Origin of the sequence: Microbacterium plantarum (assembly GCF_035231185.1) — a bacterium.
GTDB classification, from domain to species: Bacteria; Actinomycetota; Actinomycetes; order Actinomycetales; family Microbacteriaceae; genus Microbacterium; species Microbacterium plantarum.
The window spans coordinates 3,125,703-3,148,737 of the sequence record NZ_CP141117.1 but is presented as its reverse complement, the minus strand read 5'-3'; the positions used below and the strand labels follow the sequence as shown (position 1 = coordinate 3,148,737).

General features: G+C 68.8%; 27 protein-coding genes, 1 tRNA gene and 1 pseudogene. 19 read left to right on the top strand and 10 right to left on the bottom strand.

What is annotated here, in order from left to right:
• Together VC184_RS15285 and VC184_RS15280 are read right to left on the bottom strand one after the other, a co-directional pair.
• Positions 1–885 (bottom strand): transglutaminase family protein, encoded by an 885-nt coding sequence (locus VC184_RS15285; RefSeq protein ID WP_323986787.1) that lies wholly within the window; start codon positions 883–885, stop codon positions 1–3.
• Positions 882–3,401 (bottom strand): circularly permuted type 2 ATP-grasp protein, encoded by a 2,520-nt coding sequence (locus VC184_RS15280; RefSeq protein WP_323986786.1) that lies wholly within the window; start codon positions 3,399–3,401, stop codon positions 882–884. The genes VC184_RS15285 and VC184_RS15280 overlap by 4 nt, the downstream gene beginning before the upstream one ends.
• A gap of 137 nt (positions 3,402–3,538) precedes the next feature.
• Here VC184_RS15280 and VC184_RS15275 point away from each other — a divergent pair, with 137 nt between their 5' ends.
• The 3 genes from VC184_RS15275 to VC184_RS15265 all read left to right on the top strand — a co-directional run bounded on the left by VC184_RS15275 (position 3,539) and on the right by VC184_RS15265 (position 5,341).
• A complete protein-coding gene (locus VC184_RS15275; protein WP_323987781.1) occupies positions 3,539–3,982 on the top strand; it encodes an amino-acid N-acetyltransferase in 444 nt (147 codons plus the stop codon).
• Between the two features lie 45 nt (positions 3,983–4,027).
• The gene (locus VC184_RS15270) at positions 4,028–4,696 is read left to right on the top strand and encodes a hypothetical protein (protein ID WP_269268249.1); all 669 of its coding nucleotides are present in this window, start codon (positions 4,028–4,030) and stop codon (positions 4,694–4,696) included.
• Positions 4,697–4,933: 237 nt separating this feature from the next.
• Entirely contained in the window at positions 4,934–5,341 is a 408-nt protein-coding gene (locus VC184_RS15265) for a dehydrogenase (RefSeq protein WP_323986785.1), read from the top strand.
• A gap of 111 nt (positions 5,342–5,452) precedes the next feature.
• Here the strand turns inward: VC184_RS15265 and radA are convergent, their stop codons facing one another.
• The 3 genes from radA to VC184_RS15250 form a co-directional block, all read right to left on the bottom strand.
• A complete protein-coding gene (gene radA / locus VC184_RS15260) occupies positions 5,453–6,817 on the bottom strand; it encodes a DNA repair protein RadA (protein ID WP_323986784.1) in 1,365 nt (454 codons plus the stop codon).
• Positions 6,818–6,979: 162 nt separating this feature from the next.
• Positions 6,980–7,936, bottom strand: coding sequence for an L-lactate dehydrogenase (locus tag VC184_RS15255; protein ID WP_114588768.1), 957 nt, complete (start codon positions 7,934–7,936; stop codon positions 6,980–6,982).
• Positions 7,937–7,968: 32 nt separating this feature from the next.
• Complete coding sequence (locus VC184_RS15250) at positions 7,969–8,748, bottom strand: SDR family oxidoreductase (protein ID WP_323986783.1); 780 nt, start codon at positions 8,746–8,748, stop codon at positions 7,969–7,971.
• A gap of 100 nt (positions 8,749–8,848) precedes the next feature.
• On the opposite strand from VC184_RS15250, the gene VC184_RS15245 reads away from it, so the two are divergent.
• Complete coding sequence (locus VC184_RS15245; RefSeq protein ID WP_323986782.1) at positions 8,849–9,700, top strand: helix-turn-helix transcriptional regulator; 852 nt, start codon at positions 8,849–8,851, stop codon at positions 9,698–9,700.
• 3 nt (positions 9,701–9,703) lie between these two features.
• Here the strand turns inward: VC184_RS15245 and VC184_RS15240 are convergent, their stop codons facing one another.
• Positions 9,704–11,092 carry an MFS transporter gene (locus tag VC184_RS15240; RefSeq protein ID WP_282501631.1) on the bottom strand — a complete coding sequence of 463 codons (1,389 nt, stop codon included), beginning with the start codon at positions 11,090–11,092 and terminating at the stop codon, positions 9,704–9,706.
• 71 nt (positions 11,093–11,163) lie between these two features.
• On the opposite strand from VC184_RS15240, the gene VC184_RS15235 reads away from it, so the two are divergent.
• The 6 genes from VC184_RS15235 (at position 11,164) to VC184_RS15210 (ending at position 14,567) form a co-directional block, all read left to right on the top strand.
• Positions 11,164–11,254: transfer RNA gene (locus VC184_RS15235), tRNA-Ser, on the top strand.
• Positions 11,255–11,412: 158 nt separating this feature from the next.
• Positions 11,413–12,327 carry a hypothetical protein gene (locus VC184_RS15230; RefSeq protein ID WP_323986781.1) on the top strand — a complete coding sequence of 305 codons (915 nt, stop codon included), beginning with the start codon at positions 11,413–11,415 and terminating at the stop codon, positions 12,325–12,327.
• Positions 12,324–13,307, top strand: a complete 984-nt coding sequence (locus VC184_RS15225) for a M23 family metallopeptidase (RefSeq protein ID WP_114587658.1) — start codon at positions 12,324–12,326, stop codon at positions 13,305–13,307. Before VC184_RS15230 ends, VC184_RS15225 begins: the two co-directional genes overlap by 4 nt.
• A gap of 22 nt (positions 13,308–13,329) precedes the next feature.
• On the top strand, positions 13,330–13,716 hold the full coding sequence (locus VC184_RS15220; RefSeq protein ID WP_114587657.1) for a single-stranded DNA-binding protein: 387 nt from the start codon (positions 13,330–13,332) through the stop codon (positions 13,714–13,716).
• A 24-nt stretch (positions 13,717–13,740) separates the two neighbouring features.
• Positions 13,741–14,040, top strand: a complete 300-nt coding sequence (locus tag VC184_RS15215; RefSeq protein ID WP_162815384.1) for a hypothetical protein — start codon at positions 13,741–13,743, stop codon at positions 14,038–14,040.
• Positions 14,041–14,159: 119 nt separating this feature from the next.
• On the top strand, positions 14,160–14,567 hold the full coding sequence (locus VC184_RS15210) for a thermonuclease family protein (protein WP_271175006.1): 408 nt from the start codon (positions 14,160–14,162) through the stop codon (positions 14,565–14,567).
• Positions 14,568–14,579: 12 nt separating this feature from the next.
• Here the strand turns inward: VC184_RS15210 and VC184_RS15205 are convergent, their stop codons facing one another.
• On the bottom strand, positions 14,580–14,867 hold the full coding sequence (locus VC184_RS15205; RefSeq protein WP_114587654.1) for a hypothetical protein: 288 nt from the start codon (positions 14,865–14,867) through the stop codon (positions 14,580–14,582).
• Positions 14,868–14,953: 86 nt separating this feature from the next.
• On the opposite strand from VC184_RS15205, the gene VC184_RS15200 reads away from it, so the two are divergent.
• Positions 14,954–15,316, top strand: coding sequence for a hypothetical protein (locus VC184_RS15200; RefSeq protein WP_407667119.1), 363 nt, complete (start codon positions 14,954–14,956; stop codon positions 15,314–15,316).
• A 24-nt stretch (positions 15,317–15,340) separates the two neighbouring features.
• On the opposite strand, the gene VC184_RS16370 is transcribed toward VC184_RS15200, so the two are convergent.
• From VC184_RS16370 to VC184_RS15185, 3 genes are read right to left on the bottom strand one after another with little or no spacing between them, the layout of a single operon-like run.
• Positions 15,341–15,541, bottom strand: coding sequence for a hypothetical protein (locus VC184_RS16370; protein ID WP_404568994.1), 201 nt, complete (start codon positions 15,539–15,541; stop codon positions 15,341–15,343).
• Positions 15,538–16,143: a cadmium resistance transporter gene (locus VC184_RS15190; RefSeq protein ID WP_114587653.1), complete on the bottom strand. Its 606-nt coding sequence runs from the start codon at positions 16,141–16,143 to the stop codon at positions 15,538–15,540. Before VC184_RS15190 ends, VC184_RS16370 begins: the two co-directional genes overlap by 4 nt.
• On the bottom strand, positions 16,140–16,466 hold the full coding sequence (locus tag VC184_RS15185) for an ArsR/SmtB family transcription factor (RefSeq protein WP_205289221.1): 327 nt from the start codon (positions 16,464–16,466) through the stop codon (positions 16,140–16,142). The genes VC184_RS15190 and VC184_RS15185 overlap by 4 nt, the downstream gene beginning before the upstream one ends.
• A gap of 119 nt (positions 16,467–16,585) precedes the next feature.
• Between VC184_RS15185 and VC184_RS15180 the strand changes: the two are divergent.
• The 8 genes and pseudogenes from VC184_RS15180 to VC184_RS15145 all read left to right on the top strand — a co-directional run.
• A pseudogene (locus VC184_RS15180) lies at positions 16,586–16,888 on the top strand (Dyp-type peroxidase); the annotation flags it as partial.
• Between the two features lie 354 nt (positions 16,889–17,242).
• A complete protein-coding gene (phoA, locus tag VC184_RS15175; RefSeq protein ID WP_269268770.1) occupies positions 17,243–19,123 on the top strand; it encodes an alkaline phosphatase in 1,881 nt (626 codons plus the stop codon).
• A 208-nt stretch (positions 19,124–19,331) separates the two neighbouring features.
• Complete coding sequence (locus VC184_RS15170) at positions 19,332–19,778, top strand: hypothetical protein (protein ID WP_162815388.1); 447 nt, start codon at positions 19,332–19,334, stop codon at positions 19,776–19,778.
• Positions 19,779–19,866: 88 nt separating this feature from the next.
• Positions 19,867–20,535: a DsbA family protein gene (locus VC184_RS15165; protein ID WP_114587702.1), complete on the top strand. Its 669-nt coding sequence runs from the start codon at positions 19,867–19,869 to the stop codon at positions 20,533–20,535.
• A 26-nt stretch (positions 20,536–20,561) separates the two neighbouring features.
• Positions 20,562–21,554, top strand: a complete 993-nt coding sequence (locus VC184_RS15160; protein WP_240309648.1) for a flavin-containing monooxygenase — start codon at positions 20,562–20,564, stop codon at positions 21,552–21,554.
• 13 nt (positions 21,555–21,567) lie between these two features.
• Positions 21,568–22,284 carry a copper resistance CopC family protein gene (locus tag VC184_RS15155; protein ID WP_114587700.1) on the top strand — a complete coding sequence of 239 codons (717 nt, stop codon included), beginning with the start codon at positions 21,568–21,570 and terminating at the stop codon, positions 22,282–22,284.
• 42 nt (positions 22,285–22,326) lie between these two features.
• Positions 22,327–22,479 carry a TFIIB-type zinc ribbon-containing protein gene (locus VC184_RS15150; protein WP_210006405.1) on the top strand — a complete coding sequence of 51 codons (153 nt, stop codon included), beginning with the start codon at positions 22,327–22,329 and terminating at the stop codon, positions 22,477–22,479.
• Positions 22,480–22,543: 64 nt separating this feature from the next.
• Complete coding sequence (locus tag VC184_RS15145) at positions 22,544–23,026, top strand: signal peptidase II (RefSeq protein ID WP_274220503.1); 483 nt, start codon at positions 22,544–22,546, stop codon at positions 23,024–23,026.
• Positions 23,027–23,035: the final 9 nt, after the last annotated feature.

The following is a 23,035-nucleotide window of genomic DNA, read 5'->3' as shown; positions in this document are numbered from 1 at the left end:
TCAGGGCTCGAGCGGGGCGACGTCGACCGAGACGCGGAGGGTCGAGGTCTTCGCCTCGGTGAAGATGATGCCCTTGACGGGCGAGACGTCGCCGTAGTCGCGGCCCCACGCGACCGTGACGTAACGGTCGTTGGCCCACTGGTCGTTCGTCGGATCGATCGCGAGCCACTGGTCGGTGCCCGGGAGCCAGACCGCGAGCCACGCGTGCGAGGCGTCGGCGCCGAAGACCCGCTCCTTGCCGGGCGGTGGCTGCGTCGCGAGGTAACCCGAGACGTAACGGGCCGCGACGCCGTGCGAGCGCAGGCACGCGAGGGCGACGTGGGCGAAGTCCTGGCAGACGCCGGCCCGCTTCTCGAGCGCATCGGCGACGGTGCTGGTGACGGTGGTCGCGGTGCTGTCGTAGTCGAAGTCGGTGTAGATGCGGTGCATCAGGTCGGTCGCGGCTTCGCCGATCGGGCGCCCCGGGGTGAGCGAGATCGCGCCGTAGGCGGCGGTGGCCTCCGACTGCGCGACCCGGGGCGAGGTCATCGCGAATTCCGCCGCGCGCCACGCTCCCTCCTGGTCGGGATGCCGCAGCGGCCGCGCCGTCTCCCAGGGAAGCGCGAGCGCAGCGGCGTCGTACTCGGGAGCGGTGACCGCGACCTCGCTCGACGCCTCGATCGACAGCGCCTCGTGCGCGTCGGTAACGTGGAAGTACGTCGACCAGTTGCCGAAGTAGTCGGAGTCGCGGCGCATGTCACCCGGGGCGGGGGAGACGACGACCTCCGCCTCGCGCACCCGCTGCCCGGGCAGCTCGCGAGGGATCAGGTGGAACTGCCCGACGCTGTCTTCGACGGGATCGCTGTAGGTGTAGGCGGTGCGATGCCAGACGCGGTACTGCTTCACGCGCGAGCCTCCATCAGTTCCTCGATGAGGGCGAGCGACGAGAGTGCCACCGGGGGCGGTCCGCTCTCGAAGTGCAGCTCGTCGATCGCGTCGCCCAGCTGTTCGAGCTGCGCCGTGAGGTCGTCGAGCAGCTCGGCGAGGGGCGAACGGATGCCGTCGACGGCATCCCCCAGTGCATCCGTGTCGATCGCACCGACGAGGTTCTCGAGGTCGTCGACCAGGCGCTCGGGGCGTGTCGACCCCGTCGACGCGGGGGCTGCGGCAAGGTGCGTGCGCAGCTCGGCGAGGCAGAACGCGAGCGAGCGAGGGTTGTCGGGGTCGCGCAGCAGCAGGTCGAGCACGTCGCCGAGGCGCACCGCGCCACGGAACCGGCGCCGGTGGGTGACGATGCTCTCCGACGCGGTGAGCAGCGCCTCGAGCACGGCCCGCTCGGTGCGAGCGTCGCGGCGGTCGACGACCACCCGCAAGATGTGGCACACCTGAAGCGCGCGCTCGAGGAAGCGTCCCGCCTCGATGAAGTGCCAGCCGGTGTCGCGCATCATGTTGGCGGTCACGCCCTGCAGCGACAGCACGACCGTGAGCATGCGTCCCGCCGACTCGGCCGTGCGGTGGGCGTGCGGCGACGCCCGCAGGGCGCGGGAGGCGCGTTCGATGCCGGCGAAGACGCGCCACGTGTCGCCGGACAGCTGGTCGCGGACACCGTCGAGCGCGTCGCGCAGTCGGCTGAGCGCGTGGGCGGTCGACCCGACCCGAGCCGCGTCGAGCAGCAGCGACCGGAAGTCGGCGTCAGCGGCATCCGGTCCGGGACCGGCGAGCCGGTGGATGGCGTCGCGCAGGACGCGGGCGCTCGTGTGGCTGGCGCGGCCGGCGCCGGCGAGGTCGAGCTGCTGCTGCGCCGTGAGCACGAGCCGCAGCAGGTCTTCGGCCCGTTCGGCGTATCGCCCCGACCAGAACATGTCGTCCAGGGCACGCGGTGCGATGCTCGGAGCACTGCGGCCGCCCGGGAGCGGACCGATCTCGACGAGGCCCTGGTCCGCGTCGCCCTCGGCGGCCTTCAGCACCCAGACGTCCTTCGTGGTCGGGGCTGCGTCGGGGCTCTCTCGCACCGTCGCGAGGCCGCCGAGAAGCGGGCGATAGGCCGAGCCGTGGCGCAGGGTGAACGCGCGGAAGATCAGAGCCCGGGCACGCGCGCCCTCGCCGGTCCAGACCGGGGCCTGCGAGAGGGGCAGCAGCTCCTGACCGACGTATCGGTGCGGGTTCGCCTCGATGCGGTCGGCGATGGCCGCGGCATCCAGCCCCGTGAGATCCCGGCGTGACCCGTCGAGCGTACGCACGAGCACGGAGTCATCGCCGGCGCGGACGCGTTCGAGCACGACGGCGCGCGCCGCCTCGTCGCCGCACCACCACGTCGGGACCGCCGAGAGGCGGAGCTGTTCCCCGAGCAGGGCTTCGCACGCGACCGGGAGGTAGGGCAGGAGCGCCGGGTTCTCGAGGACGCCCGCCCCGAGCCCGTTGACCAGTCGCACGGTTCCGCGGCGCACCGCCTCGGTGAGACCGGCGACACCCAGGCGCGATTCGGACCGCAGCTCGAGGGGGTCGCACCATTCCGCGTCGACGCGGCGCAGGATGACATCGACCTGCTCGGTCGGTTCGCGGCGGGGCCAGCCGGTGGGCTTCATCCACACCCGCCCCCCGCGCACGACGAGGTCGCTGCCCTGCACGAGCGACAGGCCCAGGCCCCGGGCGAGGAAGGCCTGGTCGAAGGCGGTCTCGGAGTGCGGCCCCGGCGTCAGGACGACCACGCGCGGCTCGGTGACGCCCTCGGGCGCCGACGCGGCGAGCGTCGCGTGCAGCGCCGAGAAGTAGGGCTCCATGCGGTGCGGATCGCTCTGCTGGTACAGGTCGGGCAGCACTTGCGAGATGACGCGGCGGTTCTCCATCGCGAACCCGAGCCCAGACGGGGCCTGCACGCGGTCGGCGAGCACCCGCCATTCGCCGTCGGCGTCGCGTCCGAGGTCGGTGCCCGACAGCAGCAGCGGATGCCGGTCGGCCGCGGTCGCTCGCGCGAGGGGGCGGAGGAATCCCGCGTGACCGAGCACCGCGGCGGCGGGGACGATCCCCGACGAGAGCAGGGTCTGCGGTCCGTAGAGGTCGGCGAGGACGGCGTTCAGCAGCTCGGCGCGCTGCGCGAGGCCCGTCTCGAGCGGGGCCCAGCTGGCCGCGTCGACGACGAGCGGAACGGGGTCGAGCTGCCAGGGCTGGGCGCCGCTGTCGGGCCGGACGTAGGTCACACCGTCGTCGGCGAGGAAGCGGGTGATCTCGCCCTCGACGCGCGAAAGTTCGGACGGCGTCAGGGCCAGCGCGAGGCCGGCGAGCGACTGCCACGCGGGGCGGAGGCCGCCGTCGGCATCGACCACCTCGTCGTACCGCGAGAGGTCGGCCGGGCCGTGGGGAAGCGACGACAGAGGCAGTGTCGGCTGGGACACTGCGGCGGCGTAATCACGGAGCACGCTCACGTCGGCACTCCAAGGCGGGAGGGATCTCGGGCTGAGGCAACCTTACCGGCGCGGACTATCGTTGAGGCGTGAGCTCAGACGACCCGGCCTTCGTCGTCCGCCCTGCGAAGGCGAGCGACGTCCGCGGCATCCGCGAGATGCTCGAGCCCTGGGTGCAGCGACGAATCCTGCTCGGCAAGGACCTCGTGGTGCTCTACGAGTCGGTGCAGGAGTTCGTCGTCGCCGAGGCCGACGGGCAGCTGGTCGGATGCGGCGCCCTCCACGTCATGTGGGAGGACCTCGGCGAGGTGCGCACCCTCATCGTCGTCGACGAGTGGCTGCACCGTGGGGTGGGCGGCGCCATCGTCGACCGGCTCGAGCAGGGCGCTCGCGAGCTCGGTCTCTCGCGCCTGTTCTGCCTCACCTTCGAGGTCGACTTCTTCGCGCGGCGCGGGTTCGAGGCGATCGGCGAGCAGATCGTCGACGCCGATGTGTACTCGCAGCTGCTGCGAAGCCCTGATGAGGGCATCGCCGAGTTCCTCGACCTCGCGCACGTCAAGCCGAACACCCTGGGCAACACCCGGATGCTCAAGCACCTGTAGGCGTGCCGCCGGGGCGGCGTCCGACCTGCGGCCTACCCTGGCTTCATGACCGACACGCCGCCCCGACGCCGTCATTCGCCCGCGGTCTACCGCCGGCGACGTCTCGTGCTGCTGCTCGTCGTGCTGGTGCTCATCGCCGCTGTCGTGCTCGCGTTCTGGCGACCGTGGGAGGGATCGGCAGCGGACAGCACTCCCGCTCCGGCTGCGTCGTCGGATGCCGGTGAGGCACCGGCGTCACCGCCCGCGGATCAGCCCACGCCCGCGGCATCCCCCAGTGCGCCGCAGCCGTCGTCGGACGCGACGCCGGCCGAGGTCGAGGCGTGCTCCGCTCGTTCGGTCCAGGTCTCGGCGGTCACCGACAAGGAGTCCTACGGAGCCGGCGAACTGCCGCAGCTGTCCATCTCGCTCACGAACTCCGGCTCGGCTCCCTGCCTGCTCAATGTGGGCACGGCGACGCAGAAGCTCACGGTCGCGAGCGGACCCGACGTCTGGTGGCGTTCGACGGACTGCCAGAGCGAGTCGAGCGATCAGGTCGTGCAGATCGACCCCGGCCAGACGGTGTCGAGCGTGACTCCGATCACCTGGGACCGCACCCGCTCGTCGGTCGACACGTGCGACGCGGAGCGCCCGGCAGCGCCCGCGGGCTACTTCAACCTGGCGGTCGAGATCGGTGGGCTCGCGGCGCAACAGGAACGACAGTTCGTGCTGCGCTGACGCGTTCACCGACGTGAGACTTTTCTCACCGGAGAGAGGGCGACAGGTGGCGAGCTCGGCCGTAACCTGGATGCAGTTCCCCGAGGACCCCCGCTGTCCCCAGCAGCGAGTAGTCGCGAAACCCCCCAGAATCGCGACGACGGATCCCCACCTCGGGTGAGCGATGGGCCCTCTCGATTTCCTCAGTCCCCAATGAAGAGTTCGAGAGGGCCCCTTCTCTCTCTCTAGGCTGAGGTGATGGCTGGAAAGAAGCGCGGCGCGAAGAAGCCGCTGCCCGAGTTCCGCAACCCGCAGCTCGCAGACGCCCTGCAGACGCAAGACATGGCTGCCCTCGCATTCGCGTTGCGGCACGGTCCGACGGTGGTGCCGCTCATGCGACCCGGGAACCGTGACGATCCGCGCGACGTCGGTGAGATCTGGACGTATCGCGATCCGAACACCGGCGATGTCGCGCTGCTGCTGTTCAGCGACGCGGCGCACAAGCCGGCGGCGCTTCCCGCCCACGTGGCGTTGCAGTCGCCCGGGGGCCTGCGCGCCTTCCTCGGCGTGCACGAGGCCGAGATCAGCACCGTGTTCTTCGACATCGCCGGCCCGCACCCGATGCAGGCTGCCCCCCAGGACGTGATCGCCGCCCTCGACGCCTAACCTCGGGCTCGTGGTTTGGGCTGGGGCTGGGGCTCCGAGTTCGGGTTGGCAGTTGGTGCCCCCTCGGCGCGTGGATAGGGGCGTGAACTGCCAGGTGAGTCGGGGGGCCGGTCAGAAGCCGGCGTCGACGGCGGATGCTGCGGGCTGGCGCACCTGTAGATCGCGCATGGCTCCGCCGATGGTGCGGGATGAGGCATCCACCACGGCGGTATAGCCCATGCGCTTCGCTTCGGACTGTCGCTGGCTCGACTGCGTGACCGGCCGGATCTCCCCGGCGAGGCTGAGCTCGCCGAAGGCCGCCACCTGTCGCGACACGGCCCTGCCGCCGACGGCGCCCGCGATGGCGATGGCGATGGCGAGGTCTGCGGCAGGCTCGACGAGGCGTACGCCTCCCACGGTGGAGACGTAGACGTCCTGGTCGCTCGTGACCGCGACGCCGCGCTTCTCGAGCACGGCGAGGATCATCGCGACGCGCGCGCTGTCCACTCCGCTGACGACACGTCGAGGGTTGGGTGCCCCGGTCTTGAGGGTCAGCGCCTGAACTTCGACCGGGAGTGCGCGACGCCCCTCGAGCGCGATCGTGACGCACGTGCCCGGCACGGGGTCGCCGTGCCCGAGGAACAGGGCGCTCGGGTCGGGCACCTCTGCGATGCCGTCGCCCGTCATGTCGAAGCATCCGACCTCGTCGGTCGGCCCGAAGCGGTTCTTCAGAGCCCGGACGAAGCGCAGCGAGGTCTGGCGGTCGCCCTCGAACTGGCAGACGACGTCGACGAGGTGCTCGAGCACCCGGGGGCCGGCGATGGACCCGTCCTTCGTGACGTGTCCGACGATGAGGACAGGGAGGTCACGCTCCTTAGCGACGCGGATGAGCGTCGACGCGACCTCTCGCACCTGGCTCGGCTGGCCCGCGACCCCGTCGGACAGCGACGACGACACCGTCTGCACCGAGTCGACGATGAGGAGGTCGGGGCGCACCTCGTCGACGTGACCCAGCACCGTGGCGAGGTCGGTCTCGCTCGCGAGGTAGAGGGCGTCGTGCAGCGCGCCGGTGCGCTCGGCCCGCAGGCGGACCTGGCCGAGCGATTCCTCCGCGCTGACGTACAGCACTCGCCGACCCGAGCGGGCGGACTGTGCGGCGACCTCGAGGAGCAGGGTCGACTTGCCGACGCCGGGCTCGCCCGACAGCAGGATCGCCGCGCCGGGGACGACGCCACCGCCGAGCACGCGGTCGAACTCGCCGACGCCGCTCGAACGTCGAGGCGCCTCGGTCGTGTCGATCTCGGTGATCGGACGAGCAGCGCGGGCAGCGCCGGGGCTCACCGCCGTCACGGTCGACGTGATGCCGGTCTGCGTCGCCGCCTCGACGACCGTGCCCCATTGCTGGCATTCACCGCAGCGGCCGACCCATTTGGCCGTCGTCCACCCGCATTCTGTGCACTTGAAGGCCGAGGTGGCGGCGGGACGTCGAGAGGCCATGCGTCCAGGGTAGGCGCGACCTCCGACATCCCTCGGTCACCGGCCCCCCGCGAGCCTCGTCCCGATACAACTGTCGGATCGGTGGTGCGGATGTCGTCTTCCCGGGGCTCCGGGACGACACCAGCACCACCGGTCCGACGGACGTATCGGCGTACCGACTGATCAGCCGCGCAGGGAGGTCGCGACCTCGCTGAGCGCCGCGGCCGAGTGCTGGAACAGCTCGAGCTCGCGCTCGGAGAACTCGATCTCCCGCACGGGGAACGCGCCCCGGCGGTTGACGACCGACGGCACGGACAGCGCCATGCCGTCGACTCCGTGGAAGTCGCGCAGCACCGTGGAGACGGGCAGCACGGCATCCTCGTCACGCAGGATCGCCTCGACGATGCGCGCGCTCGAGAGGCCGATGGCGTAGTTCGTCGCGCCCTTGCCCTGGATCACCTTGTAAGCGGCGTCGCGGACGTCGATGGCGATCTGGTCGAGCTCCTCCTTCGTGAACTTGGGCTGACCGTCGAGCGGCACCCAGTCGAGGATCGGCACCGTGCCGATGGTGGCGTGCGACCACAGCGGGAACTCGGTGTCGCCGTGCTCGCCGACGATGTACGCGTGCACGCTCGAGATCGAGACGCCGGCGCGACGCGCGATCTTCCAGCGCAGGCGCGAGGTGTCGAGCACGGTGCCCGAGGCGAAGATGCGCTCGGGCGGCAGGTCGGTGGCCTCGTGCGCCAGGACGGTGAGCACGTCGCAGGGGTTGGTCACGATGACGAAGGTCGCGTTGGGGGCGACGTCGAGCAGCTGCGGCATCATCGAGGCGATGATGCCCGCGTTCACGCCCGCCAGCTCGGTGCGCGTCTGCCCGGGCTTCTGCTTCGCTCCCGCGGTGATGACGACGACGTGCGAGCCCTCGGCGACCGAGATGTCGGAGCCGCCGATGATGTCGCTCGAACCCGTGAACTGTGCCCCGTGCGCGAGGTCGAGCACCTCTGCCTCGGTCTTCTCGGTCGCGATGTCGTAGAGGGCCACGTGACGGGCCGATCCCCGGATGAGGGCCGCGTAGGCCACGCTGGATCCGACGGCGCCCGCGCCGACGACGGTGAGTTTGGAGTTCTCGATCGCGCTCATGATCTCAGTCTGGCAGGGGCGAATGAGAGTCGCTACCGGCCCCCTCGCTGCCCCGCGTGCGGGTCGCTCGCGTTGAGTGCGCGCACGACGTCGGCGTAGTCGCCGCGTGCTTCGCCGTGGCGCAGGAACTCGACGCGCTCGACGAGCACCTCGCGCACGTCGGCATCCCGCTCGAGGATCGACATGACCTCGTCGACGAACTCGTCGAGCGGCTGCGCCTGCGGGTTCTCGGCGTGACCAGGCATGAGGTCGGTCTGCACGGCGGGCGGCACGAGCTCCACGATCGACACCGGCGATCCTGCGTACTGCAGTCGCAGTGATTCGCTCAGCATGTGGACGGCGGCCTTCGTCGCGTTGTAGCTGGGGGTGGCGGCGAGCGGAGCGAAGGCCAGGCCCGACGAGACGGTCATGATCGTGGCGGCGGGGCGTGTCAGCAGGTGCTCGATGAACGCGCCGATCAGCCGGATCGGTCCCAGCAGGTTCGTGGTGACGGTGCGTTCGGCGCTGTCGACGAAGCCCGCGGGAGAGGTCCAGTCCTCGGCGTTCATGATGCCCGCCATCGTGACGAGCACGTCGAGATCGGGATGCCGTTCCAGAACCTCGGCGGCGGCACGGCCGATGGATGCGGCATCCGATGTGTCGATCTCGACGCCGTCGAGGCCGGGGTAGGAAGAGCGCAGGTCGTCGATGAGCTCGCGACGGCGCCCGCCGACGATGACCGTGTTGCCGCGCTCGGCGAGGGCGATGGCGAGCGCCCGGCCGATGCCGCTCGTCGCGCCGGGGATGAAGATGGTGCGTCCGGTGATGTCCATGCCCCGACTCTCGTCGCGGCATCCTGATGCATCCAGGCACGCCCGAACGGGGGAGCGGCGGTCCCTGGCTCGGGCGGGTCGCCGCGTTCACAATGGATGCGTGGACCGTGCCGCTCTCGCCCGATTCCTCCGCGCGCGCCGCGAGCGACTGCGTCCGGAGGATGTCGGGCTGCCGTCCGGAGAGCGCCGCCGTGTGGCGGGGCTCCGACGCGAGGAGGTGGCGCAGCTCGCCCTGATGAGCGCCGACTACTACACGCGCCTCGAGCAGGAGCGCGGGCCGCAGCCGAGCCTGCAGATGCTCGCCTCGCTCACGCGGGCGCTGCGGCTTTCGCGTTCCGAGCGCGACCACCTGCACCGCCTCGCTGGGCACACGCCGTCCGAGCGTTCCGGAGCCGCCGATCACGTCGCGCCGGCGCTGCAGCGGGTGCTCGATCGGCTCGACGACATCCCGGCGCTCGTGATCACCGAGCTCGACGAGACTCTCGCGCAGAACGATCTCGCGCGTGCTCTGTTCGGCGCGCGGGAACGGCGCATCGGACCCGAACGCAGCGGTGCCTGGTGCTGGTTCGTGCATCCCGTCAGCGAGCGGGCGGTGTACCCGGCATCCGATCACGACCGGCAGAGCCGGGCGATCGTGGCGAACCTGCGCGCCGTCGCGGGCCGGGGTGGCGCAGGGTCGCGGGCCGCGCGTCTGGTCGATGACCTGCGCGAGCGGAGCGCCGAGTTCGCGCGGCTCTGGGACCTCGAGGAGGTCGCCGAGCGCTTCGCCGATCACAAGGTCGTCGTGCATCCGGCCGTCGGCGAGATCGAGGTCGACTGCCAGGTGCTGTTCACGGAGGACCGCTCGCAAGCCCTCCTCACCCTCACCCCGGAGCCCGGGTCGGAAGCGGCGGAGAAGCTGCGGATGCTGTCGGTGCTCGGGCCGCTCGCGGCGGAGCGCTCGCCGGCCTGAGCGTCAGTCAGCCGCGGACGGGGTTGCTGCAGCTGAGGGTGCGCTGTTCCGGATGCCGGTGAAGGCGATGAGCCCGCCCGCGGCCATGAGCGCGGCGGTGACGATCGCTGCTCGGTGGAATCCATCGAGGTCGAGCGCGCCGCCCACGATGGGTGCGAGGAAGGCGATGACCACGAGGCCCGCGACCCGCGCGACGGCGTTGTTGACCGCCGAGGCGATGCCCGAGCGCTCGGAGTCGATCGCGCCGAGGATCGTCGAGGTCAGCGGCGAGACGGTCACGCCGAGCCCGAGCCCGAACACGACGAGGCCGGGCAGCACCTGCCACCAGTAGTCGAAGCGCTCGCCGACGAGCAGCAGCATCAGTGCGCCGCCGGCCATGACGAGCGGGCCGACGGTCATGAACAGGCGTCCGCCGAGGCGTTCCGCGAGCGAGCCGGCCCACGGGCTCAGAACGATGAGCAGCACCGTCGTCGGCAGGCTCGCGAGGCCGGCCAGCGTCGCGCTGAGGCCGGCGCCCTCTTGCAGGTAAACGCCGACGACGAAGCCGTTGAGCGAAAGGGCGGCGTAGACGAACAGCGTCGCGAGGTTGCCGGTCCAGTAGTTGCGCGCCCGGAAGAGCCCGAGGGGCAGGATCGGATGCCGCGACGTGCGCTGCCGCAGCAGGAAGGCCGCGAACATCACGGCGCCGCCGGCCAGCGGCATCCAGATCGCGGGGGAGGCCCAGCCGAGGTTCGGCTGCTCGATCAGTGCGAAGACCATGCCGCCCAAGCCCGCCGTGCACAGGACCGCGCCGAACCAGTCGATGCCCGCATCGGCTCGGCGTTCGTCGTGCACGGGGAGTCGTGCGACGAGCCACAGCGTGACGGCCACCGGCAGGACGTTGATGAGGAACGCGTAGCGCCAGGACAGCAGGTCGACGAAGAGGCCGCCGAGCAGCGGCCCGACGAGCGAGGCACCGGTCGTGAAGGCCGTCCACAGGCCGATGGCGCGAGAGCGCTCGTGGCCCTGGAGGAGCGATGTGATGAGGGCGAGCGAGCTCGGCACGAGGAAGGCGCCCGCCGCGCCCTGGACGGCGCGCGCGGCGATCAGGAAGACCGGATCCTGCGCGAGTCCCACCGCGACCGAGGCGACACCGAAGCCGACCAGCCCGATGCGCAGCACGAGGAGGCGCCCGTAGGCGTCGCTCACGGAGCCCGCGAGCAGGATCAGCGACGACAGCGTCAGCAGGTACGCGTCGACCGCCCACTGCTGCGTCGCGAGACCGCCGCCGAGCTCGCGTTCGATCGCGGGGAGCGCGACGTTCACGATCGTGCTGTCGAGGAACGCGACGGATGACGCGAGCGACGCGATCGCGACGATGAGAGCTGTCTGCGGGGCCGATGATCGCGTCACAGACACACGCTACGCCCGGCCGGGGACGCCGTGGTTCGCAGCATCGCCTCGGATGTCGTAAGCTGGTCGGCGGTGACGTGTCCGAGCGGCCGAAGGTGCAACTCTCGAAAAGTTGTGTAGGGTAACCCCCTACCGTGGGTTCAAATCCCACCGTCACCGCCAGCGAAAACCCCCGGTTATCCGGGGGTTTTCTGCATGTTGCGGACGTGCGTGGTGCATTTTTGGTGCAAGTCTGGGTTCGTCGTTTCCACAGTGCAGACTGCCGACGGCTTACCTGACTGGCTTGTCACGGAAGCTGGTCGAGGGTCAGGTCGTCGGCGGTGCTAGACACCAAGGGTGGCTCAGGGGGGGGCGAGGCCCTCGACCCGCTGATCGTCTACCAGATCGGTTCCGCCGGCACGTACGGGCTGCTGCACGCGATCCTCCGTATCGCGCGAGACGGTGAGCGCATCGACGAATGGGAAGAGAAGGCAGCTCGATCGGCCCTCACGCGCGCTCTCGTGCAGTTCGAGGGCGGTCGTGCTCCCACGATGAGCGACCTCCTGCCGCTGCTGGGCGACGTCGACGCGGAGGAGCTGAACGGCAGCGAGTCGGCCCGTGACCGGCTGCACCAGGCGGGCCTCGGCGTCCGATTCACCCTCGAAGGGCTCTTGGAGGAGTACGGCGGCCTGCTCGACGGCGACACCAGCAAAGAGGTGGCGCTGACCGGCAAACTGACGAGCTTCGATATCTCTCAGCTCCCCGGGGAGGGCCCGTCCTCACACGTTGTCCGCGCGATCGGCAACCAGTGGATGCTCGGCCGGCTCCGTGCCGATCCGGGCTGGCAGACGACCTGCATCAACGAGGAAGGGTGGGACATGGTTCAAGGCCCCACCGCGCACCTGTTGAAGTCGAACCAGAAGCTCTCTCGTGGCCTCGGCCTAAGCAACGTCTTCGTGTTCCACAAGGGCGCCGATATCCCCGCTGATTCGCCCGGGCGAACCGTCATCAGCGAGGCGCAGAGCATCTACATCTTCCGGCAGGACCGCCAGGAGGATGCCGACTGGGCGGTTCAGACCTTCGGATTCGACCCGTCGACGGCCGAGACGTTGCAGAACCTCGCACCCGGTCACTTCGTGTTCAAGTACGGCAGCGTCCCCGAAACGCACGTGCAGCACGTGCGTTCATCTATCGAGGTCAGCCTGACTGACACCGACGAGGGGATGCGAGGCGACGGCGACCAGGACGCGGCATGAAAACCAAGCTGATCGCCGCCGTCGTGGCCGTCGCCGTGGCGCTCATGTTCGGGGCGACGTTCATCCTCTCCTCCGTGCAACGAGCCGACGCCGCCGGCATGTGCATGGCCGACACCGGCGCGCTGCCGGCAGAGGTGAACGGGTACAAGCGCGACCAGCTCACCAACGCCGCGGCGATCATCCGAGCCGGCATGGATCTCGGTATCAACCAGCACGGCCAGCTCCTCGCAGTCATGACCGCGATAGGCGAATCGTCACTGCGGAACATCACTTACGGCGATTGGGAGACCTCCGGCGTCACCAACCCCAACGGCACCCGCACGACTTCGATCGGACTGTTCCAGCAGCAGGACTCATGGGGGAGCGTTGAGGACCGGCTCAACCCCGCACGCTCCGCAGCGCTGTTCTACGACCGGCTGACCCAGGTGGACGGGTGGCAGGACATGCCTGCCACCCTCGCGATCCACAAGACCCAGGTCAACGACGACCCCGAGCATTACGCCCGGTTCGAGACGGACGCGAAAGCGATCGTGACGGCGCTGACCACTGCGTGCAGCGCAGGCACGGGGGAGTGGGTCGTTCCCGCACGCGGGACGGTCACCGACACGTTCGGTACCTGCACCATCGACCGTCCCGGCGATGAATGCCACAAGGGCACCGACCTGGCCACCGGCTCATGCGGGAGCCCGATCTGGGCGGCCGGCAGCGGCACCGTGACCTTCGCCGGCGTGCAGCCCTACCGGGGAAACGTCGTGTGGATCGACCACGGGAACGGCATCGAGTCCGGCTACTTCCACATGGAAGACGGCAGCCTGCGAGTGGCCAAGGGCGACCAGATCGCCGCAGGAACGCAGATCGGCACGATGGGCGAGACAGGGTTCTCGTTCGGGTGCCACCTCCACTTTGAGATCCACAACAACGGCAAGCCGATCAATCCCGAGCCGTTCATGCAGAACGCCCGCGCGCCATTGCCGCGCTGACCACCAAGAGAGAGGAACCCCCATGTCCGCACGATTCGTCACCGGCCGGCTCTCCGCTGACCCCGAGGTGCAGCAGGCAGGCCGCATCCAGGTCACCAAGTTCACGGTGCTCGAGAACACCTACGAGTACCGCGGCGACGAGCGAATCGAGGGGCACCAGCCCCTCGCTCACTACGTCGAGGCGAAGTTCGAGCTTGGCGCGAACGCCGCGAGCTCGCTGCGCAAGGGGCACGCGGTGATTGTCGCCGGCGTCGAACGGGATGCATCGTTCGAGGGCCGTGAAGGCACCGTGTACCGGCGCATCATCGATGCCTCCGCGATCGGCCCCGACCTCGCCCACGCGACTGCCGCCGTCGAGCCCGTCCGTCGTGCCCCTGCTACAGAAGAGCCGACGCCGGCGGGGAGCTGACCGACGATGTTCTCGCAGTCCGGCATGCCCGATATCAAGCCGCGGATCCCACCCATACCCGGGCTCATCGAAGCTGTCACTGGCTTCGCGACCGTCACCGCATGCGTTGCGTCTGTCGCAATCATCCTGGCCGCGCTGTTCGGTGCTCTCGACTACACGACCTGGGCGATTCGAGCTGGCATCACGGGGTTCACTACCGCCCTAATCACGATCCTGGCCGGCGCGACCGTCGATGAGTGGAGGCCCGCGATCGCGGTCGTTGCCAGCCTCGTTCTCGCTGTCGTCGTTGCCGTAGCGGTGACATTAAAGCGCAGCCGGGTTTGAACACGATGAGCCCGCGACGCCTGATGCTCGCTCCGATCCTGCTCGGGGTGAGCATCAGCGTCAGCGCGTGCGTGCCGCCCAGCAGTCCTAACGCAGCAAGCTCGTCGACGAGCGGTGTCGTGGTCGCAGTCGTCGACGGCGACACGATCGACGTCGACACCGGCGCCGGCGCGCAGCGGGTGCGGATCATCGGAATAGATACCCCCGAGATCGGCCGAGGTGGGAAGGCAGACGAGTGTTACGCGCAGGAGGCGCGCGAGATCCTCGACGAGCTGATCTACCGCAGCGACGTCGAGCTGATCGCGGACCCCACCCAAGCCGACGTCGACCGGTACGGCCGGCTACTGCGACACGTGCAGCACGAGGGCCACAGCGTCGCCCTGACTCTCATCGAGGCCGGCGCCGGGTATGAATACACCTACGACGCCGCTTATGACGGCCAGGACGCCCACAGGGCCGCCCAGGACGCCGCCGAGCGCGACCGCCGCGGCCTGTGGGCCGCGTGCGCGACGGGCGGCGGCAGGTGATCGCGTTCGTGCTCACCCAGCCGGCGGCTTCGCGCTGAGGGGCGTCACCGCAGATGCCCATACCCACGCGCGATGCTCGACCCCGCCTACGGAGAACCGAATAGCTACGGCATCCGGTGTCCACCGGCACGCCTCGGCGTCAACCCACACAGGTGTTGAGCCGAACCGCACCCACGCGCGAACCGGCTTCGGCTGCGGGTCGATCGTGACGGCCACCTTGTCGAGTTCCAGTTCGGCCGCGGTGAGCGATTGCAGCGGGCCGCCCTCGCGAGCTGCGCGTTCGAGGATCTTCGCGTCCATCCGGCGATCGACCGCCGGCGGTCGCGCGACGACACCGCATCGGTCGCGCGTTAGAACAGGTGATGGCGGGGGCGATGGTCCCGCTGATGATGGCGACGCTGGCCGTGGTCGTCGGATCGCAGATCGCCGCGGTCGGCTCCCAGGCGCTGACGCTGCTGCGAGTGGTGCCGCTCTACATAGCGTTCGTCGTAGTCGCTGTCGCGGCAGGCCTCCTCACTGCTCGATTCGCGCAGCTCGACGTTCCCCCCACTCGTGCCGTGATGTTCTCGGCGGCCACCCGGAACTCCCTTGTCGTGCTGCCACTCGCGCTAGCCCTGCCTGCCTCGTTGAGCATCGCGCCGCTTGCCGTCGTCACTCAGACGTTGGTGGAACTCGTCGCGATGGTCGTGCTCGTACGCTTGGTGCCCCGCATTGCTCGGCAGAGCGCTCCTACAGTGACGACCGACTGACCAGTACCGGCCCGGACGGCTCGATCAGTCTTGGAGAGCGGCCTCGAATCGCACGCGCTCCTCAGTTGTCGGGTCGGCGGCGAAGTCGCGGAACAGTGCCGCGTGTGACTCTTGTGCCTCGCCCCACTGTTCCTGTGTCTCGAACAGCCGGTGGTACATGTCTTCGAACTGGCCCTGCTGCGCGGCCGCTTCGGCGGCGACGGCCAGTCTGGCGACCTTGGTCATGACAGAACGTCGATGAGACGGAGGACTACGCCCGACTCGATCAGGATGTACAGGCCGAGCCCGATGAAAACGGCGGGCACGAGCCAATGCTCGATCTTCTCCAATGCCTCTGTGACGGTCTTGTTGGTGCCGACGAAGCGCGCGACGAGGCACCACACGGCGACGAGCACCAAGAAGACGATGATGGTGACGATGGTGTCCGGAACGGGGTTGGTGCGGAAGACCGGCGTGTAGAGGGAGATGTTGTCGGCGCCGTTGGCGATCGTGATGCCGGCGACTCCGAACAGTCCTCCTGCGCTGATCGCGCTGTCGTCGTCATCGTCGCCCCGGCGCCGGAGGGTTCGGATCAGGCCATAGACACCAATTGCGAGTGGGATCAGGCCCAAGAACCCGACCCATTCGTCCGGGACGATGGTGAGGCCGGCGGCGGCGATGACGCTGATCGCTACGAGAGCGATGAAGCCGAGGTATTGCCCTGCAACGACTTTCCATCCTGGAAGGGAGCCGCGCGTCGACGCGAGAAACAGCACCGTGAGGACAACGATGTCGTCGATGTTCGTGGCCGCGAACAGTCCGATGGCGGCCGCGATGGTTCCGATCATCGGGGATCACGCCCGTAGGTCTGGCACAGATCGACCTTGTAGCCGGTCGTGGCGAGGAGTCGCTCGGCGGCTTCCAGGATGTCGATGACTTCCGGAGTGGAAACGGAGTAAAAGTTCTGTCGACCTTCACTGCGGGCGACGACAAGTCCGCATTCGCGGAGGCATCCCACGTGCTCCGACACGGTTGACTGCGCCAACCCGAGCTCGTCGGTGAGGTCCCTCACCCGAGCCTCGCCCATCGACAGTCGCCGCAGTATCGACAAGCGACTGCGATCGGCAAGCGAGTGGAACAGCGATACAGCGGCGGTCATCTCAGTGGTCATCGTCACTCACCGATCATATCGGAGTTCGTCGATGAGATCTGAGCGTCCGGAAACGATCGTTCTTGGCATACCGTGCGCCGGTCGTTCGGAAGCGCTACCAGAAACGTGAGTCGATACCTGGGTTCCCGGTGATCCCGGAGTTCTCCCACATGCGCCGAGCCCGGTTCGAAGATGGCCGTCAACGGATCTTCCGCCGCGCATACAACTACGACATCCCACCTGGAAACGGGTCCGTGTCCGACTCGGGCCTGATTTTCGTGTCCTTCCAAGCCGACGTCGACACCCAGTTCACTCCGCTGCAGAAACGCCTCGACGAACTCGACCTCCTCAACGAGTGGACCGTCCCGATCGGTTCTGCGGTCTTCGCCATCCCACCTGGCTGCGCCGAAGGCGGATACATCGGGGACACACTTTTGAACTGAACCGGCAAACGCCGGGACGAAAAGCTGCCGCATCGCTTCTGAGGTGCAGGCAGGTGGGGCGTCACCTTTCCCTCCCGACGTCCCACGGTCGCCAGAGGTGGTGGTGCGCCGAAGGTGACCGGCCCGGGTGAGCGCGCACGGAAGTGCCGCCCACCCGGGCCACTCACACTCCGTCTTCTGTGGGTCTCACCCAGATGCTGCGTCCGACTCTTCGCCACGATCGAGTCTGCTGAGCTCGATGTTTCATCGGGTGTTCACTCACGAGCCAGCCCACGGCCCGACACGGCAGGTTTTCTGTATTGGTCCACGCGTCCCGTCCCATGCGGCGCGTTTTACTCGAGAGGCTTCCCCCGCATGAAATCGTTCATTCGCCGACGGCGCGTCATCGCTGCGTTGGGCGCCACTGTGACCATGGTTGGCTTCGTCTCGATGAGCGCGTTGCCCGCCTCAGCGATGGCTGATGACCTTACTGAGAACGGCGGAGCCACCCGCAACGACGGCGACATGACCCAGTTGCTGCGGGACTCCATTGTTGACGGCCCCGCAAAGAACGTCATCCTGCTCATCGGCGACGGGATGGGCGACAGCGAGATCACGATTGCCCGTAACTACGCCGAGGGCGCTGCAGGTGAGTTCGCTGGTATCGACGCTCTGCCGTTGACCGGCCAGTACACGACCTACGCCCTGACGGATACGGGTGCGCCGAACTATGCGCCCGAGTCGGCCTCGACCGCGAGTGCGTGGTCTACCGGCACCAAGACCGTCAACGGCCGCCTCAGCGTCGACGTCGCCAACGCGCCGCAGGCCACTCTCCTGGAGATCGCTCGCGCGAACGGAATGAAGACAGGGAACGTCTCCACCTCGGAGATCCAGGACGCCACCCCCGGCGCCCAGGTCGCGCACATCTCCGCGCGTGGTTGCTACGGTCCCAACGAGACCAGCCAGCGCTGCGCTTCCGAGGCGTTGGAGAACGGCGGCCTCGGGTCCATCAGCGAGCAGATGCTCAACGTGCGTCCCGACGTGACGCTCGGCGGCGGTTCGGCTTCCTTCGAGCAGACCGCCAAGGCCGGCCCGTGGGAGGGAAAGACCCTTTTCGAGCAGGCGGAAGCCCGCGGTTTCCAGCTAGTCGGTGACGCCGCGAGCCTCGATGCGGTCACCGTCGCCGATGCGGATCAGCCCCTGCTGGGACTCTTCACCGAAGGTAACTTCCCCGTCCGCTGGCAGGGTCCCGTGGCGACCGACCTCACCTCGGGTGGTTCCCTGCCCGCCGCAGTGGCCTGCACGGAGAACCCCGACCGTCTCGCGAGCGACCTCTCGCTCGGATCGCTGACGGAGAAGGCAATCTCCCTGCTGGACGGCGAGGACGGATTCTTCCTCCAGGTTGAGGGCGCGAGCATCGATAAGCAGGACCACGCCGCCAACGCGTGTGGGCAGATCGGCGAGACGGTCGACCTTGACGAAGCAGTGCAGGTCGCTCTCGCCTTCGCCCAGGAGCGCAAGGACACCCTCGTCGTCGTCACGGCAGACCACGCACACACCAGCCAGATCGTCGGCTCGCCGATTCCCGGCCTGAACACGCACCTGCTCACAGCAGATGGCCAGGAGATGATCGTCGCGTACGGCACCTCCGCCCAGGGCGGATCGCAGCAGCACACCGGAGCGCAGGTGCGGATCGCCGGCTACGGCCCCGGCGCTGCGAATGTGGTGGGGCTGACCGATCAAACCGACCTGTTCTTCACGGCGGCAAACGGCCTGGCCCTCGAGCGCAATCTTGCGTCGCTGTCGGCCAACGCCACGATCTCCGCGCCGGCAGAGGTGCAGCCGGGTGCCACCTTCTCGGTCACCGCGGCTGGGCTCAACGCGGACTGGCAGACCGACGCCACCTTGGCGTCTGAGCCTGTCGACCTTGGCGCGCGGGATGTTCTCAACGGCACCGTGACCTACGAAGTCACCGCGCCGATGGAGGCGGGTGCTCACTCCGTGACCCTCACCGGCGCCCAGACCGGGACGGTTCTTACCGCGCAGTTCGCCGTCACGGACGCCGCGCCGGCGAACCCGACGCCGGAGCCGCTGCCCACCGAGACCGGTGCCGCAGCAGCCGGTGGCAGCAGCAACACCAACAACCCCCTGGCCCGCACGGGCGGGGCGCTCCCGATCGGCTTCTTCGTCGCCGGCCTCCTGGCTGTCACCCTGGGTGCTCACCTGGCATCCCGCCGTCGCCGCCGCACGGTCTGATCCCTTCGCGATGCCGGGAACCTCATTGGGAGGTTCCCGGCATCGTCGTATCCGGGTGTGTGCCCCCGGCTGCGCCCCGGATCTTGTCCGCGATCTGGAGCTCTCCCGCACCAACGTCTCCAACCGCCTCCGCCGCCGTCGTTCGCACGCGCCGCTTCCGGCGCATACACCGCAACTGACATTCACGCGCGCGGGTAAGCTGTAAGAGATGGTCTCCTCGGCCCGGACTCCGCGATCCGTGATGCTGAGTGAGCGTCTGCTGATAATGCGTTTCATTACCAGTGTCGGTTTGGCATTGCTTCTGATGATGGGGATCGCGGCGGCTAGCCATCTTGAAGGTAAAGGAACCGCGCCGGTTCCCCTAGTGATCAGTGCTTTGGTGGATCCGCACATCGACCCCGCCGCGCCGGACTCGGAGGTCTCGGTGATTGCCGAGGTAACGCTCCAACCTGACGCGCTGGCAGGAGTCGCTCTGTGTGTTCTGGGCGTACTGTGTGGCCTCGTCTTTTTGGTGCTGGCGAGGTTGATGTGGCGCTCCCGTCCTCCTTCTGTGCCTGAGTGGCAGCCGCTTCACGCTTTGTCGCTTCTTGCTTCTCCTGCTCGCCCGCGTGTGAGCGCTCTGTCTCTTCCTCAGTTGGGTCTTTCCCGAACCTGAAATCCGGCACGCCGCCTGTCTGGGCGGCGCTCGTCCCGGGCTGTGCCCGGGTTCTGTCCTGTGCCGTGTGAAGTGTTCGGAGTACCCGATGAAAACCCCTGTCAAAGCGACGTTGATCGCCGTCGCGGTCGCCGCCCTGCTGGTGCTAGCCGCAATCATCTATGCCCTCGTCAACCGGAGTCCGGCCGCACCGCCGGAGGGAGGCGCCGGCCCGGGGACCCTGTCAGTGGTCCGGGAGAGCTCCCACGTCCTCGACGACGGCGGCCCGGAGGCGGTGACCGTGGTGGAATTTCTCGACTTCGAGTGCGAGGCGTGTGGCGCGTTCTACCCGATCGTCGAAGACCTGAGGGGACAGTACGCGGGGGAAATCACATACGTGGTCCGCTACTTCCCGCTGCCCGGGCACTTCAACTCGAAGAACGCGGCGATCGCGGCAGAGGCCGCTGCAGGTCAGGACCGTTTCGAGGACATGTATCACCGGCTTTTCGAGACGCAGGCGGAGTGGGGCGAGGCACAAGAGTCCCGCGCTGATCTGTTCCGCAGCTTCGCCGAAGAACTCGGGCTGGATATGGCAGCGTATGATGCCGCGGTCGCAGACCCGGCCACGGCAGAGCGAGTGGAGCTGGACTTCAACGAGGGCCGCGCGCTCGGGGTGGGCAGCACGCCAACTTTCTTCGTCGACGGCGAGTTGCAGGAGCTGCAGGAGTGGGGTGACCTGGAAGCCGCGATCCAGGCCGCGGTGAACGGCGAATCCTGATGCCCGCGGGGTTGTCGCACCGGCGAGTGATCATCGTCGGCGCCGGGCAGGCCGGTCTTGCCGTGGCCGCCGCGTTAAGCGCGAAAGGGCTGCGACCGCAACACGAGTTCGTGGTAATTGACGCTGCGCCGGAAGGTCAGCGGTCGTGGGCGTCCCGGTGGCATTCGATGATGCTGCTCAGCGATGCCCGGCACAGCAGCTTGCCGACGCGGCGATTGCCGGGGGATCAGCGGCGGCATCCCCGGGTCGACGAGATGATCGACTACCTCACGTTCGTCGAGGCGGGGCTTCGCGTAGAGACGGTCTGGGGCATCCGTGCGGTCGGCGTGGAGCATCGCGGCAACGGGTCCACGTTGCTGCTGACCACCACGGCGGGGGAGGTGCAGACCCGCAACGTGGTGTGCGCGACCGGCGCCGCTGCGCATCCGCGGGTGCCGAAGTGGGCGTCAGGACTGACCGTTCCCGGTGTCGTGTTGCACAGCAGCGACTATCTGTACCCGCGGCAGATTCCCACGAGTGATGTGCTGATCGTCGGCGGCGGCAACAGCGGGGTGCAGCTGGCCCGGGAGTTCTCCGCGTCGCACAGGGTGACGCTTGCAGTCCGGACACCCCGCCGTCTCCGGCCGACTGCCGGGTACACGGCAGCGGCGGGGGAGAGCGTGTCATGGCTGTCGCGTGAGCGGCGCGCCGAGCCGGTATTCGGCGATAGCTACGAGCAGCTGCGCCGCGACGGGGTGACCCTTCGCCCGGCGGTCACCTCCGCGGCCGGGACGACGGTGAGCTTCTCAGATAGCAGCCAGGCCCAGCCCGGTTCGGTGATCCTCGCCACCGGCTACCTGCCCGGCGACGGGTGGCTCCCGGATGCGGCGCGCAAGGACACATCCAGGCGCACCCTGACCGGGATGCCGGGACTGTTCGTCGCGGGCATGCCGCAGTACGGCGGCCGCGGCGCCGACACCATCGCCGGTGTCTGGCGGGACGCCACCACAATTGCTCACCACATCATCCACCGCCCCTGAAGGAGCACCGTCCATGAAGAGAACACCCACACCCTGGTCTCGCAGAACCGCTTCTCCCGTTATCGCCGGTCTGACGGCGCTGCTCGCGGCCAGCGGACTGCTGCTGGCCAGCGCGGTCCCCGCCGCCGCGCACGACAATCTGATCTCCTCGACTCCCGAATCCGGCTCGACGGTCGGCATCTCCCCGGCGGAGGTCTCCCTCGCTTTCAGTGGAGAGCTGCTTACCGCGACCAGCGCCGTGGTGATCGAGGTGACCTCCCCGGACGGGCGGAACATCGCTGAGGGTGAACCGGTCGTCGACGGAACCACCGTCACCCAGGAGCTTGAACCCGAGACCTCTGCGGGCGTGTTCACCGTGCTGTGGCGGGTGGTCTCCAGCGACGGGCACCCGATCAGCGACCAGTACACGTACACGGTGGAACCCGCCACCATCCCTACCAGCACACCGAACCCCACGGCAACGACGGAGCAGACCCCCGAACCGTCTCCGACCGCCACCACCGCCGGCACGGCCGGGTCGGATGTGCACACGGGCCCCTCCGGCGGTGGGGAATTCCTGCCAGTCATGGCTGTGATCGGCGGCGTGGTCGTCTTCGGAGGTGCGCTGGTGGTCGTGCTGATGGCGGGAAGGGAACGCCGCCGCCGCGACCGCGCTGCTGCTGCTGCGGCGGCCGCCGCAACGGGGAACCCAAATGAGACGGGGCAGGCACCCCGTCCCATCGACACGTGAACCTGGGCCGGGGCCGAGCCCCTGCATCCGAAGGAGAACATCATGAAATGCCCCGTCGACGCCACCGACCTGCTCATCACCGAGCGATCCGGCGTGGAGATCGACTACCGCCCGCACGGCAGGGAGCGGGATCAGCATGGCCGCACGAGCCGCCGCAAGCGGGAGGGATTCGTCGGTGAGTTCTTCGGCTTCTGACACGGCACCCCCCAGAAGACCCGCCCAGGCCCGCCGGTTCGCGGTCGCTAGCGTCACCGCGGGCGTGGTGGTGCTGATTGACCAGGCCAGCAAAGCGGCGGCCCTGTCCGAGCTGAGCGAGACCGATCGCATCCCGCTGTTGGGCGACGTGTTGGGGCTGCAATTGGCCTTCAACCCAGGCGCGATTCTCGGCCTAGGGTCCGGAGCCACCTGGCTGCTCACCCTGCTCGGCGTGGCCGCGACCGTGGTGCTGTTCATCGCTGCGCTGCGAGCCCGCACCGAATGGTGGGCCGCCGGCATCGGGTTCATCCTGGGCGGCGCACTCGGGAACGTGATCGACCGGCTGCTCGCCCCACCGGGCTTCGGACGCGGATACGTGACCGACTTCCTCGCCTATGGGAATTGGTTCATCGGCAACCTCGCCGACGTCGCCCTCGGAATCGGAGTGCTGATCCTGGCAATCGGGGTCTGGGGCAGCCACCGCGCCACCACCCGTAGCGACGCCAGCGCGCACCTGGGCTCGAACTCCTCGGTGGGTGGGCTGTGACCGACAACA